The sequence below is a fragment of the Serratia sp. NA_13 genome (assembly GCF_052691735.1).
Window position 1 is genome coordinate 36,161 of the sequence record NZ_JBQZFV010000018.1, and the last position, 13,819, is coordinate 49,979.

Here is a 13,819-nt window from a genome sequence, read left to right on the forward strand (position 1 = left end):
AATTGTAGGGGTTCAGCAGCGAGTAACCGCGATAGGTATCAAATATTTAACGTTTTAGTCGGTTTTTCGTTACGTTATGAGAGATAGCACACGGAAAAAAGCAAACGTGCAAACGAAGAAAACCGACAGGCGCAGGGGGCGCCTGTCGATATGGGGTGCTACTTAGTGCAACTGCTCGCTTTCGTCGGTGTTACCGGTGTACAAAGCGGCAACGTCCACGGCATCAAACACATAGTGATTGCCGCAATAATCGCAGTGCATATCAATATTGCCATCTTGCTCCAGCATTTGAGCCACTTCTTCCGCCGGCAGCGTGATCAGCGCATCGGCGCAACGCTGGCGTGAACAGGTGCAACGGAAGACAACGTCCTGCGGTTCATACAGGGTGACTTCTTCCTGATGGTACAGGCGATACAGCACTTCGTTGGCCGGCAGGCCGAACAGCTCTTCGCTTTTCACCGTGTTGGTCAGTTGCACCAGATGATCGAAGTCATCGGCATTACCGTCCTGCGCCGGCAGCACCTGCAGCAGCATGCCGCCCGCGGCCGGTTGGCCTTCAGACTCACCGGTACGGATGAACAGGCGGGTCGGTAACTGCTCTGACTGACGGAAGTAAGCCTCGAGGCACTCGGCCAGCGTTTCCCCTTCCAGTGCCACTACGCCCTGATAGCGTTCGCCCTCGGTGGGGGCGATGGTGATCACCATGACGCCATTACCGATCATCTGGTGGAGCGTGCTGTCATCAGCAATTTCGCTTTGTACGCGTGCTACACCACGCATTTCCTGGCGGTTGTTACCGTTAATCACCGCCAGCTTCAGCGGGCCATCGCCTTGTAACTGCACGGTGATGTCGCCGTCGAACTTCAACGTTGCGGTCAGCAGGCTGGTGGCAACCAGCAATTCACCCAGCAGTTTCTTGACTGGTGCCGGATAGTCGTGGTTGTTCAGAACCTGCTGATAGGTTTCGCTGACGGTAACCAGCTCACCGCGCACCGCGTAGTTTTCAAACAGGTAACGGTGCAATTGGTCATGGTTAGACATAGTTTTCTCTCATTGCGGTGAGGGGTTATTCCTGCTCACCAAATTTAAATTTAATCAGGTCGCGCCGCTCTTTCTTGTCCGGACGGCGGTCCGGATGCGGCATGGTCAGCGCATTCATTTTGCGCGCGAGCGCCACTTTCTCTCGGTTGACGATGCTGGCCTCGGTTTCCTGATACATTTGCTGCGCCTCTTCGGCGCCGCGCCGTTGGCTGGTCACTGCCAATACGATCACCGTGCGTTCTTCGTTTCCCTGACGCAGTTTGATCTCGGCGTTAAGCTCGACAATCTTGCTCGGCTTGCCGCGCTGTCCGTTGTAGTGCACCTTGCCGCCGTCGATCATCTCCCGTGCCAGTGCGCGGGTCTTATAGAAACGTGCAGCCCATAGCCACTTGTCCAGCCGGACGGCTTCGTCGCCTGCTGCTTTTCCTTTCATCAATTCCCCCTGGCCAGCGCCGGTATCAACAGGCGGTAATCGCGCATCGATGGGTGATGCTGGAAGGTTTTCTCCGCCATGCTGGAATCCGGGTTTTGCACGCCCAGGCAGTAGCGAATACCGAAGGTACGGGCGGCATCCAGAATCGGTTCACCGTCGTCGACAAACAGCGTACGCTGCGGATCAAAACCGGTGTGTTGCTGCACTGCCTGCCACAAACGCTGATCTTCTTTCGGATAACCAAATGTGTGGGTGGAAAGTAATAAATCAAGGTGCCTGTCCAAACCGGTATGCTCAATTTTTACCGCCAGGCTGTGCGGATGGGCGTTGGTCAACAAAATAGTCTGGTGGCCTGCCGCACGTAATGCCTGTAAAAACGGCTCGGTATCTTCACGCAGACGAGCACGGTTGCCTACCTCGCTGGTCATGCGGTAAATATCCATATCCAGCCGTTCGCTCCAGTAATCGAAGCAGTACCAATTCATGGTGTGCTGCACGGCCAGATATTCCTGATGAATAATTTTACGCGCTTCATCGAAGGGAATAGCCCGCTGCTCGCTCAGGGCCTGTGGCACCAGGCTGAGCCAAAAGTGGCTGTCGAACTCCAGATCGAGCAGGGTACCGTCCATATCCAGCAGCACGGTATCGATCTCACTCCAGTCAAACTCGGGAACCATGAAAACTCCATAGGCGAACCGTCGGCGGTCCGCAGGATAAGGGTAATAGCGTTAGCCTAACATAAGCTGATGGCAGGACGCAGGCCGGCTAGTGACTCAGGGCATCGGCCGCAATGACATCGGGACGAACTGCGGGTTAAAGCAATTTTCGTAGTAGCGCTGGATATCGGCGATGCGGTGCTGATTGATGCGACGGCGCTGCACCAGTTTCCAGCTGTTGTAGCCCAGAACGACGGCGACGCTCAGCAGCAGCAGGCTGGTGCCGAGATAGCGCCACAGGGTGATGATATCCGGCTCGCTGTGCAGTGCAATATGACGGGTACCGTTGGCATCGACGCTGATATTGGTGATCACGCCCTGCGCCTCGAACGGCGTATGCAACAGCATACCGGCAAGCCGTTGCAGTTCGTTCCACTGGTCAAGCGCGTTGTATTCGTTTAGCGGCATCGTCGGTTGCGGGTGGTTCACCAGCTGTTTGCCTTCATCACTGGTGATCAGGAACCCTCCCGGTGGTGGGCTGTTGAGCGCTGCGGCGGCCTGCCTGGTTTCGCTGTAGACGAAGGAGGATGCGGCCACTTTGGTCAGGCTTTCCAGCGATTCGGCACTCACCGGGCGCAGCAATACGTTCACCCCTTGCAGCGAGCCTGATTTGGCACGTTTCACCAGGGTGCCCCAGTTTTTGACATTGCCCAGATTGACCAGTGCGTTCTTCAGCCGGACGCAGTCATTATCCGCTTGGCACAGGTCCTGCGTTTTCAGAACGATATCGGAAAAATCATCCAGCAGGATCATGCCGGATTTTTCGATTGCGCTGGCCAACTGTGGATTGAGCTTTTGGTCTGTGCCGTTAGGGTGCAACTGGGCGTTGACCGTCGCCAGCAGGGCAGAGGCCATGTCGATCACTTCCGATTCTGGCTGCGGCAGCGGCGCCGCGTTGTTCCAGTAAATTCCGGAACAGTCGAAGGGCATAAAGCTGGCGGAGCGCGTGCCACTGGTTAACGGTGGTACGTAGCACATGCCTGTACCCTGAGCCTTCAGGGTATCTCCGATGCGTAACGTCGCGCCTTCCAGCGCCTGTACGTTGGTCACTTCAATTTTTTGTGCGCCCTGCAGCCAGGCCATGCTCAGCTTGAGCGGCAGGCTTAGCGGGATATAGGTCAGCAACAGCACCAGCACCAAAAGTGAACTGGCCATGAGTACCGCGTTCCTGCCCCATTGTTGTAGCGGGAAGTTCTTCACCTCGTCATGCAGTGAAAGGTAGCGACCCTGGCGCAGCACCTGACGGTTAAGATAGATATCCATGTCGGTGGTTTTACCCAGATCCTGGGCGATGTACGGCTGCCAGTGCGGCGGATAAATCAGGTCAATGATACCGAGTGAAATATTGCTGATTTGCCCCTGATTGGATTCGCCAAACAGCCCCCAGCGCTTGGGGGTACCCCGCAGGCAGTGCACTTCTTTTAGCTCGCGGGTGGCAGGGCGGCGGAACAGGTTCCAGCAGCCCCAGGCGATCATCAACACGGCGACGGCAATCATCCACGGGATCACTACGACCGGGCTTATCAGGCTGAAGAACAGCAGCAGCAGGGCCGCCGAGATAATAGCGGCTTCCTTGATACCGTTCGGGCGAGTGAGTGCGTGCTCTTCCGGGGTTTCCTTGCGGATGTTCAGCAGTTCGACATGCTCGCTTTCTTCCTTGCGGATTGAGGCGTTTTGGCTCGGGGTCGCTTTCACCACCGGCGGCAGAGGCCGATCGTGAATATGGTCTTTCAGCGAATGCCCGTTTAGTGAGATCACCAGCGGCAGGGTCTGGGTTCTAATCACTTCCACATGGTTATCGGCGCTGATGTACTGCTCCCAGAACGGCGGCAGATGCACCTCTTCGGCGTCCAGATAATAGCGCCATTTATTGGGTTCATCGCTGGCCAGCCCGTAGCGGGTAATGGCGTGGGTGACCGGGTAGACGTTGTCGCTTTGTGGAGTCAGAGCCAGTTTGGCAGAGGGCAATGAGTTGCTGTCGGGCAACAGTTTGTTGCTTAGCTTGTTTTGTTGGCCGAGATAGTGCTCAACGGCGGCGCGTTCTTCGCCGGTCAGCTTGCGGTGTGTGGGTTTGATAAAGGGCAGAGTACGCGTCAGCAGCGGCTGATTGCGGGCTTTGAACCAAAGATACAGGCCAGCGGCGATCAGGCAGGCAAGCACTAAGGCCAATATCAACACTATTGTGCTCATGCTATCCCCATCCTGTACCCGTGAACCTCATCAACCTGATGAATCCTAGACTATTATACGCAGCCAAATCACCAAGAGACACCCTGATCCGTAACGAGAGAGCAGATTCTCCGTCGGGATCTCACTTATTGATAAAAAACCCGTCTTATTGCCCTGTCTTACCTGCGTGATGATAGCAACCAGGTTGCACTGTCGATATCGGCATTATCTTATTTTAATGCGCTCTTTTTGCTGGATGAGAACAGAAAAGCGGCGGGTACTGGCTACGCTTGTTAAAAAAAAGTAAATTACTGCTTGTGCTCGTTGCGGCAAAGGTTCTCATTAACGCACAATGTGATCAAGATCGGATTTGGTCAGCGTTTGAACGCATGCGGACCGCGCGTCACACCAATCATTATTCTGGTTACCCGCGTTATCACGCCCGATGCTGTGGCCTGCTAGCGGATAACTCATTTGAGGCAATCATGGATAAACACCTGCAAAAACCTAAAATTCTGAAAGTGGAAACGGTCGCGCGTTCGCGTTTATTTAACGTTGAGTCGGTCGATTTGGAGTTCAGTAACGGTGTACGGCGGGTGTATGAGCGGATGCGGCCCTCAGATCGCGAGGCCGTGATGATTGTGCCGGTGATTGGCGACGATTTGTTGTTGATCCGTGAATATGCCGTGGGCACCGAATCTTATGAGCTTGGCTTTCCCAAAGGTTTGATTGATCCGGGTGAAGGCGTGCTGGAAGCGGCCAATCGCGAACTGATGGAAGAGGTGGGTTTTGGCGCCAGACGCTTTGATTTTCTCAGCAAGTTGACGATGGCCCCGTCGTACTTTTCCAGCAAAATGAATATTGTACTAGCGCACGATCTCTACCCGCAGAGTCTGGAAGGGGATGAGCCGGAGCCATTGCCGCAGGTACGTTGGCCAATAGCCGACATGATGGCGTTGCTGGCAGAGCCTGATTTTCGCGAGGCGCGCAACGTTAGTGCGTTGTTCCTCACCGAGGCGTTTTTACGCGGTTCCCGCTAAGCGCTACGGTTCAATGAAAAAAGGGCCCAGATTCATCTGGGCCCTTTTTTTTATTAGAACAACTCGTGGCTTTCGCCGCCGGGATCCGTTAGCGTTGTGCCGGTATCCCGCGATGGGTAGTCCGTCGGCTGAGTCCCTTCGATAAAGTACTCGGAACGGCTGCCGCCACCACCACCGGAAAGCTTACCGCTGCTCTTGTCGATGGTAACGCTGATAATGCCCGGTGGTGGGGTCACCTTCTGCTCTGGAATGCCTTCCAGTGCAGTTTTCATAAAGTCATCCCATGCCGGTTGCGCACTCTTGGCGCCGCCTTCACCGCCGGAAGCCTGATCCGGGATCGCACCGGATACCGTCGTACGGCCAAGGTCACGGCGGTGGTCATCGAAACCAATCCATACCGACGTCACGGTATCCGGGCCATAGCCGGAGAACCAGGCGTCTTTTGAACTGTTGGTAGTACCGGTTTTGCCACCGATATCACGACGTTTCAGGTCACGGCCTGCACGCCAGGCGGTACCCATCCAACCCGGTTCGCCATAGATATTGCTGTTCAGCGCATCGTGCATCAGGAACGCCAGCGGGGTGCTGATAACGTGTGGCGCATACTGCTGATCGCCATCCTGCTGAACCTGAGCGGGGGTCACTTGCTCCAGTTGCGGCATCGGCACGTTGCCATTCTTGCCTTCCTGTGACGTCGCGACATTTTCAATGTTGTCTTCGGAAAGCACGGCCGAACGGTGAGTGTCACCATAAATCACCGGCAGATTACAGCTGTCGCAGACAATCTTTGGCTTGGTTTCGAACACGATGTTGCCGTTATCGTCTTCAATCTTGGTGATGAAGTACGGATCCACCAGATAACCGCCGTTGGCCAGCACCGCGTAACCACGTACCAGCTGCATTGGGGTGAACGAAGCCGAGCCCAGTGCCAGTGATTCGGTATGCACGATGTTTTGTGCCGGGAAACCGAAACGCTGCAGGTATTCCGCTGCGTAATCAACCCCCATGGCACGCATCGCACGCACCATCACCACGTTCTTCGACTGTCCCAGCCCCTGACGCAGGCGAATCGGACCATCGTAGGTTGGCGGTGAGTTCTTCGGCCGCCAGTCGGTACCGGCGCCTGGATCCCAACGGGTAATTGGCAGGTCATTCAGGATAGTGGCCAAGGTCAGTCCCTTGTCCATCGCTGCGGTATACAGGAAAGGTTTGATGTTGGAACCTACCTGACGCAGCGCCTGAGTCACGCGGTTGAACTTGCTTTGGTTGAAGTCAAACCCGCCGACCAGCGCTTTCACCGCGCCGTCATTCGGGTTGATCGAAACCAGGGCTGAGTTGACGTCCGGCACCTGTGACAGCCACCAGTTTTCGCCCACCTTGCGAACCCACACTTGTTGACCGGCCTGCACCACATCGGTGACGCGTTTCGGCGTTGGGCCTTGCTGAGTGTCGGACCTGTAAGGTCGCGCCCAGCGCATGGTGGACATCGGCAGCGCCACATGGCTGCCGTCTGCCATCATGGCCGTTGCCTCTTCGGCGCTGGTTGAGACAATCACCGCCGGCGACAATGGGCCGTAGTTCGGCAGATTCTTCAAGGAATCGACGATCTGCTTTTGGTCCCAGGCCGCTTCACCCACTTTCCACAGCACGTTGGACGGGCCACGGTAGCCGTGGCGCATATCGTACGCCAGCACGTTGTTACGCACCGACTCCTGCGCCGCCAACTGCAGTTTCTTGGTGACGGTGGTGTAGACCTTGTAACCGTCGGTATAAGCATTGTCACCGTAACGCTTGATCATCTCCTGGCGCACCATCTCGGAGAGATAGGGGGCGGAGAAGCTTATTTGTGGCGCATGGTAATTGGCCACCAGCTCTTCATTGCGCGCCTGATCGAACTGCGCCTGAGTGATGTAATGCTCATCCAGCATGCGCGACAGCACCACGTTGCGGCGAGCTACGGCGCGATCGTGGGAGTAGAGCGGATTGAAAGTTGACGGGGCTTTCGGCAGTCCGGCGATGGTCGCCATTTCGCTTAAGCTGAGCTGACTGACGTCTTTACCGAAGTAAACCTGCGCCGCAGCACCCACGCCATAGGCGCGATACCCCAGATAGATTTTGTTCATATACAGTTCGAGGATTTCGTCTTTGGTCAGCATCTGTTCGATGCGTATTGCCAGGAAAGCTTCCTTGATCTTGCGCATCAGGGTGCGTTCCGGGCTTAAGAAGAAGTTTCTCGCCAACTGCTGGGTAATGGTACTTGCCCCCTGTGACGCATGGCCAGACACCAGCGCAATAGAGGCAGCACGGAAGATACCGATTGGGTCGACGCCATGATGCTCATAGAAGCGGCTGTCTTCGGTGGCGATAAACGCATGCACCATAACCGGTGGAATTTGGTTCAGTTTTAGCGGAATACGGCGTTTTTCACCGTATTGGGCGATCAGCTCGCCATCGGCGCTGTAAACCTGCATCGGTATTTGCAGCCGCACATCTTTCAGCGTTGCGACGTCAGGCAGCTGTGGCTCGACATATTTGTACAAGCCAAAGATCGAGGCTGCCCCCAACACGATGCAACACACTGCAAGGATTAGTAAATACTTTACGAACTTCACCTGAGATTTCCCATTTTCATGTCATTTGGGCAGTTTATAAACAACCGCGCGGTAGTATAAAGGCAAGCCTGCAACATGGATATGTTCTTTTGTTATCTGACGATATGGAGGTCTGGCAAAATATGATCACTCAAGCATGGCAGGTGGGGCTGGATATACAAAGTCACTGCGTTCGTGCCCTGGCGGCACAGCGCCGCCGCAATGGCTGGCAACTGCGTCACTGGTGGCAACAAAGGTTGCCGCAACCGGTGCTGCGTGAGGGTTGCCTGGAGCAGAGCGACGCGTTGATCCAGGCGTTGCGCCAATGGCGGGTTCAGTTACCAAGACATATTTCCTTACGCATTGCTCTGCCCGCACAGCGGGTTTTACAGCATCGATTGCCACTGCCGGACGCCCGGCTGAAAGAGCCGGCGCGCGGTGATTACATCATCAGTCAGGGACTGAAAAAGTTTCCCCTGGATAGCCAAACATTGGCGCTGGACTACCGTCAATCACTGTCCGAACACGCGACTCTGCTGTTGACCGCTGCCCGTCAGCAAGAGTTGCAACAGTGGCTGAACTGTCTGCGTCAGGCCAATTTACAGCCGCAGGTGGTTGATATTGCCCCATGCGCACTGCGCGTGATGGCCGCCGCCGCAGGCGTGTCAGGCGAAGCCGGGTTGCTGCACCGCCTCGATGAAGAATGGTTATGGGTGACCGCACACCGATCGGAGTTTGCCTATGGCATCGTACCTCTTCGGGAAGCGGACGGGGCAGATCAGGCGTTGACCGCAATGCGTGCCGCCAGCCCATCACTCAGCGAACATCAGATTTACTACAGCAGCGTGATGGATGAGCAACCCCCGTCAGGAAGCTTGTCGTGGTCCCCTCTCAGTGCTTTTAGCCAGCTGCGTCCCCCGTTACCTGCATTGCCTGCGGCATTTGTCTTGGCCGGCGGTCTGGCGCTGCGCGCTGAGGACAGCTGATGTATCAGGTTAATCTTTTGCCCTGGCGCATACAGGGCCAGCGTCGCCGCTATGCCTTTTGGTTACGCATATTCATTTTGCAGCTGGTGCTGGTGTTGGCGGTACTGATGGTGGTGTTCGGCCTGTTGAACCAGCAACAGGCACAGCGGCATGAGGCGCTATTGACGCTGATCGGTAAGCAGGCTGAACTCACCGGGCGTTATCAACTCTTGCAACAGGCGGTGGCACGCCTGGCGCGTTTAACTGCGTTGACACAGCAGTATGACAACAACCTGGCACATAACCGACGTTATCTGCAGCTGCTGCAGCAGCTCTCCACTTCGCTACCTGATCCGCTGTGGCTTATCACGCTGGAAAGCCACTCGCAAAATATCACTTTACGGGGGCTTGGCCGGCGTTATGAGGCGGTGCTTCAGTTTGAGCAGAAACTGACGGCGTTACCCCTGTTACAGAACTACCGTCTGGCAGAGGTGGTACAGCGTCAGGATGGTTTGTTCACGTTTACCTTGATGGCGCAATGGGGGCCGGGTGGATAAGCCATTGCCGCTGTGGTTGGCGAGAGGGTTGGGCTTGCCGGTGTGGAAGCTGTTGGTCATCCAGTGGCTGGTGTTGGGCAGCCTGATCCTGCTGTTCGGCCTGCTGCCGTTGCAAGGAAAATGGCAGCAACTGGCGCAGACTGAGGCGCAGCAGCAGCGTCTGGTGCAACAGATGACTCCCTTGTGGGAACAACTGGCCCGTATGCCGACGTTGGATCAGGTGAATCAAAGCCTGCAGCAGGTCACCCACCCGCCTGCCGTCGATAGTGATTTGGCGAGCACGTTGCAAAGCGCGGGGGCGGGGCTGCAGCGCTGGCAGCAGCAGGGAGATTCGTCGCGGCAAACCCTGATGCTGCATCTCGATTACGGCAGTTTATTAAGGCTGCTGGAGCGTTTTCCAGCCCAGTTGCGGATTGATCAGATGACCGTTGAGGCGCAAGTGGGGGAGCTGACGGCGCATTTCATTCTCCAGGCGGCTTTGGCAGAGACAGAGGCAGAGGCGGTAAACCCCAATGAATAAATGCGGTGGGTTCTGGTTACTGTGGCTGCCTCTGGCGCTGATGGCCCAGCCTCAGCCACGCGATCCTTTTAAGCCATTACCCTTGCCCGATTGCCCGAGCGCGGCGGAGTCGCCGGTGAACTGGCAGTTGAAGGGCACCATTGGGCAGGCGGCGCTACACCATGCCTGGGTGGTGACGGCCGCCGGGCTGTGGCTGCGATTAAAACCCCAACAAACCCTGTTAGACGGGCGTTGGCGGGTGGAGCAGGTCGTTAAGGGGCAAGTCACGCTGAAAGCGAACCAGGACGATCCGCTCTGCCCGGCCGCTGAGAATGCAGTGATGTTGGCCCTGGGAAACCATAAGGAAGAAAAATGAAAGGATGCCGTTGGTTGACGGTGTTGCTCTGGGGGGTGGCTATCGCCGGTGCAGCACAGGAGCAAGAGCCCGTTTCGCTGGAGTTTCAGGAGGCTCCCATTACGCTGGTGTTGCAGGCGTTGGCGGATTATCAGCAACTGAATATGGTCACCGCTGCAGGTGTGGGGGGTAACCTGACGCTAAGGTTGGATAATGTGCCCTGGCACCAGGCACTGGCGGTGATTTTGCGTATGGGGAAACTATCAATGACGCTGGAGGGGAATGTCATGATGGTTTCCCCTGAACCCAATGAGCAAGAAAAGCAGCGCCAACAGCAGGCGCTGGTACAAAAACAGTCGCTAAAAAGCGTGACCCTGCCGTTGAGCCATGCCGATGCGGAAGAGGTTGCTGAAAACCTGAACGCGCAGGGCGGAATATTGCTGAGTGAGCGTGGCAGCGTGGTGGCAGATAAACGCACCAATGCGGTATTGATCCGCGATACAGCGTCGATCGTGGCGTTATTAACGCAAAGGATCGCCGAAATGGATGTGCCCTTGGCACAGGTGCAATTAGCGGCGCATATCGTCACTATCAACAGTGAGAGCTTACGTGAGCTTGGTGTGCGCTGGGGGTTGGCTCCGGACGATCGGCCTGCCAGGTCATGGCAGATGGACGGCTTTAACGTCGGGTTACCGCTGGAGCGCAGTGCTGTCAGCGCGGGTTTCCATCTGGCACGAATTGGCGGGCGATTATTGGATCTGGAGTTGATGGCTTTGGAGCAGGAGAACCGGGTGGAAATCATCGCCAGCCCGCGCTTACTGACCGCGAACCTGCAAACCGCCAGCATAAAGCAGGGGACTGAAATACCCTATGAGGTGAACAGCGGCTCCAGCGGGGCGACGTCAATGGAGTTCAAGGACGCGGTGCTGGGTATGGAGGTGACACCGAAAATATTGCCCAATGGCCGCATCACCCTGACGTTGCAAATCAGCCAGAACATGCCCGGGCGCTCAATCAGCCGTGCGGCCGGCGAGACGTTGGCGATAGATAAACAGGAAATCAAAACTCAGGTGACGGTAAGAGATGGCGAAACCGTTGTTTTGGGGGGCGTATTTCAGCGCCATAGCGCCGAAGGGGCAGACAAGGTACCCGGGATTAGCGACGTACCTTTGCTGGGTTCTCTGTTCAAACAGAGCAGCAAACAGCATAAACGGCGCGAACTGGTGATATTCATTACTCCGACATTGATTAAGGCCTGAGCAACCGAGTGTGCGGTTCGTGGGAAATCGCCTAAAGTTGATGAGCAGATGCACTTTTTTATCACCTTCGGGGCATCTGCGTTTGACGCTGCGGCCGATTTAGCTTACAAGGGTTACCGAATTGAGCACCGAGGTTTTTTTGTTAGCGCCAAGACGCCGTTAAAAACGTATGGTTTCCCTCCTGCGGCGTGGATTGCGATTTATTCGGTTGCCAAACTACCAAGAGTGTTGAGATAATTTTCCGTCTGATCTCGCACTATCGTTTATGAGGTTTCAGTTTAGGTCCCGCCGCTGATTTGATTGGCGGGGCGGGTTAACATTAACGAATTGTCTTAGTAATACCGAAAAACATGGCAGAGAAACGCAATATCTTTCTGGTTGGGCCTATGGGTGCCGGCAAAAGCACTATTGGCCGTCAGTTAGCTCAGCAACTCAATATGGAGTTTTTCGACTCCGATCAAGAAATTGAGCGACGTACCGGAGCTGACGTGGGCTGGGTATTCGACGTGGAAGGTGAAGAAGGTTTCCGCGATCGTGAAGAAAAAGTCATTAATGAACTGACGGAAAAGCAAGGCATCGTGCTGGCTACCGGCGGTGGCTCGGTTAAATCGCGTGAAACGCGTAACCGTCTGTCGGCGCGTGGCGTAGTGGTGTACCTGGAAACCACTATCGAGAAGCAATTGGCCCGTACCCAGCGCGACAAAAAGCGTCCGCTGCTGCAGGTTGATTCTCCTCCGCGTGAAGTGCTTGAAGCGCTGGCGAAAGAGCGCAATCCGTTATACGAAGAAATCGCAGATGTCACCATCCGCACCGACGATCAAAGCGCCAAAGTGGTTGCCAACCAGATAATCAACATGCTGGAAAGCAACTGATAGCGGTTTCCGTGTTCGCCACGGCAAATGCGGAAGACTGATTGTGTTCCCCGCGTTGCGGGGAGAAACCACATTGAGAACTGAGCGCGAGATGGAGAGAATTACCGTAACGCTTGGGGAGCGCAGCTACCCGATAACCATAGCCGCCGGATTGTTTAACGATCCGGCTTCTTTTATGCCGCTGAAGGCGGGTGAACAGGTCATGCTGGTCACCAACCAAACCCTGGCGCCACTCTATCTGGGTCACGTTCGGAAGGTGTTGGAGCAGGCAGGCGTCAAGGTGGATCAGGTGATTTTACCTGATGGCGAACAGTATAAATCTCTGGCCGTACTCGAGCAGGTGTTCTCGGCACTGTTGGAAAAGCCGCACGGTCGTGATACCACGCTGATTGCCCTTGGGGGCGGCGTGATTGGCGATCTTACCGGCTTTGCCGCCGCTTGTTATCAGCGCGGTGTCCGCTTTATTCAGGTCCCTACCACGCTGCTGTCGCAGGTGGACTCTTCCGTTGGTGGTAAAACCGCCGTCAATCATCCGCTCGGCAAGAACATGATCGGCGCCTTCTATCAACCCGTTTCTGTGGTGGTTGATCTCGATTGCCTGAAAACCTTACCGGCGCGTGAGCTCTCCTCTGGTTTGGCTGAAGTGATCAAGTACGGGATTATTCTCGACTACGATTTCTTCGTCTGGCTGGAAAACAATATCGATGCCCTGGTGGCGCTGGATATGCAGGCTCTGGCCTACTGTATCCGCCGCTGCTGCGAGCTGAAAGCTGAAGTGGTTGCCGCTGATGAACGCGAAAGCGGACTGCGCGCGCTGCTGAATCTGGGCCATACTTACGGCCATGCGATCGAAGCCGAAATGGGCTATGGTATATGGTTGCATGGTGAAGCCATTGCCGCTGGTATGGTGATGGCGGCAGAAACCGCGCACCGCCTCGACCAGTTCTCCCGCGAAGATATTGAACGTATTAAAGCACTGTTGTTGCGCGCCGGTTTACCGGTGTGTGGCCCGCAGGAAATGGCTCCGGGAACTTATCTGCCGCATATGATGCGCGATAAGAAAGTCCTGGCCGGTGAATTGCGTCTGGTACTGCCGACGGCCATTGGCCAGGCGGAAGTCCGTGGCGGAGTGGGGCATGATATGGTGCTGGCTTCGATCGCAGCTTGCCTTCCTGACGGAATGTCTAAGTAAATCGGACGAAGTAACAGTGGCTTAGCCGCCGTTTACATCTATATTAATTAATGTGCAAAGCCTGACTGGCGTCGCTTTGCCATCATCGGGTTAATCTGCCCGTGCCACGGTAGGTAGACAGTGGTGGGCT

General features: G+C 55.7%; 13 protein-coding genes. 8 read left to right on the top strand and 5 right to left on the bottom strand.

Annotation, left to right across the window (positions count from 1 at the left end; genetic code table 11):
• Window positions 1–162 precede the first annotated feature (162 nt).
• The 4 genes from hslO to ACUTSU_RS20030 form a co-directional block, all read right to left on the bottom strand.
• Window positions 163–1,041, bottom strand: a complete 879-nt coding sequence (hslO, locus tag ACUTSU_RS20015; protein ID WP_174355134.1) for an Hsp33 family molecular chaperone HslO — start codon at window positions 1,039–1,041, stop codon at window positions 163–165.
• Between the two features lie 25 nt (window positions 1,042–1,066).
• Complete coding sequence (gene hslR, locus ACUTSU_RS20020) at window positions 1,067–1,474, bottom strand: ribosome-associated heat shock protein Hsp15 (RefSeq protein ID WP_261093344.1); 408 nt, start codon at window positions 1,472–1,474, stop codon at window positions 1,067–1,069.
• Window positions 1,474–2,151, bottom strand: coding sequence for a GMP/IMP nucleotidase (gene yrfG / locus ACUTSU_RS20025; RefSeq protein WP_261097114.1), 678 nt, complete (start codon window positions 2,149–2,151; stop codon window positions 1,474–1,476). Before yrfG ends, hslR begins: the two co-directional genes overlap by 1 nt.
• A 96-nt stretch (window positions 2,152–2,247) precedes the next feature.
• A complete protein-coding gene (locus ACUTSU_RS20030; RefSeq protein WP_445654639.1) occupies window positions 2,248–4,380 on the bottom strand; it encodes an intracellular growth attenuator family protein in 2,133 nt (710 codons plus the stop codon).
• Window positions 4,381–4,844: 464 nt separating this feature from the next.
• Here ACUTSU_RS20030 and nudE point away from each other — a divergent pair, with 464 nt between their 5' ends.
• The gene (gene nudE / locus ACUTSU_RS20035; protein ID WP_012147288.1) at window positions 4,845–5,399 is read left to right on the top strand and encodes an ADP compounds hydrolase NudE; all 555 of its coding nucleotides are present in this window, start codon (window positions 4,845–4,847) and stop codon (window positions 5,397–5,399) included.
• A gap of 53 nt (window positions 5,400–5,452) precedes the next feature.
• On the opposite strand, the gene mrcA is transcribed toward nudE, so the two are convergent.
• A complete protein-coding gene (gene mrcA / locus ACUTSU_RS20040) occupies window positions 5,453–8,011 on the bottom strand; it encodes a peptidoglycan glycosyltransferase/peptidoglycan DD-transpeptidase MrcA (RefSeq protein WP_445654640.1) in 2,559 nt (852 codons plus the stop codon).
• A gap of 122 nt (window positions 8,012–8,133) precedes the next feature.
• Between mrcA and pilM the strand changes: the two genes are divergently transcribed.
• From pilM to aroB, 7 genes are all read left to right on the top strand, one after another.
• The gene (pilM, locus tag ACUTSU_RS20045; protein WP_445654641.1) at window positions 8,134–8,976 is read left to right on the top strand and encodes a type IV pilus biogenesis protein PilM; all 843 of its coding nucleotides are present in this window, start codon (window positions 8,134–8,136) and stop codon (window positions 8,974–8,976) included.
• A complete protein-coding gene (locus ACUTSU_RS20050; protein ID WP_445652783.1) occupies window positions 8,976–9,512 on the top strand; it encodes a PilN domain-containing protein in 537 nt (178 codons plus the stop codon). Before pilM ends, ACUTSU_RS20050 begins: the two co-directional genes overlap by 1 nt.
• Window positions 9,505–10,032: a hypothetical protein gene (locus tag ACUTSU_RS20055; protein ID WP_445654642.1), complete on the top strand. Its 528-nt coding sequence runs from the start codon at window positions 9,505–9,507 to the stop codon at window positions 10,030–10,032. The genes ACUTSU_RS20050 and ACUTSU_RS20055 overlap by 8 nt, the downstream gene beginning before the upstream one ends.
• Complete coding sequence (locus ACUTSU_RS20060; protein WP_445654643.1) at window positions 10,025–10,387, top strand: hypothetical protein; 363 nt, start codon at window positions 10,025–10,027, stop codon at window positions 10,385–10,387. Before ACUTSU_RS20055 ends, ACUTSU_RS20060 begins: the two co-directional genes overlap by 8 nt.
• Entirely contained in the window at window positions 10,384–11,625 is a 1,242-nt protein-coding gene (gene hofQ, locus ACUTSU_RS20065; RefSeq protein WP_445654644.1) for a DNA uptake porin HofQ, read from the top strand. The genes ACUTSU_RS20060 and hofQ overlap by 4 nt, the downstream gene beginning before the upstream one ends.
• 350 nt (window positions 11,626–11,975) lie before the next feature.
• The gene (gene aroK / locus ACUTSU_RS20070; RefSeq protein ID WP_004391482.1) at window positions 11,976–12,497 is read left to right on the top strand and encodes a shikimate kinase AroK; all 522 of its coding nucleotides are present in this window, start codon (window positions 11,976–11,978) and stop codon (window positions 12,495–12,497) included.
• A 91-nt stretch (window positions 12,498–12,588) separates the two neighbouring features.
• Window positions 12,589–13,689: a 3-dehydroquinate synthase gene (gene aroB, locus ACUTSU_RS20075; protein ID WP_445654645.1), complete on the top strand. Its 1,101-nt coding sequence runs from the start codon at window positions 12,589–12,591 to the stop codon at window positions 13,687–13,689.
• Window positions 13,690–13,819 lie beyond the last annotated feature (130 nt).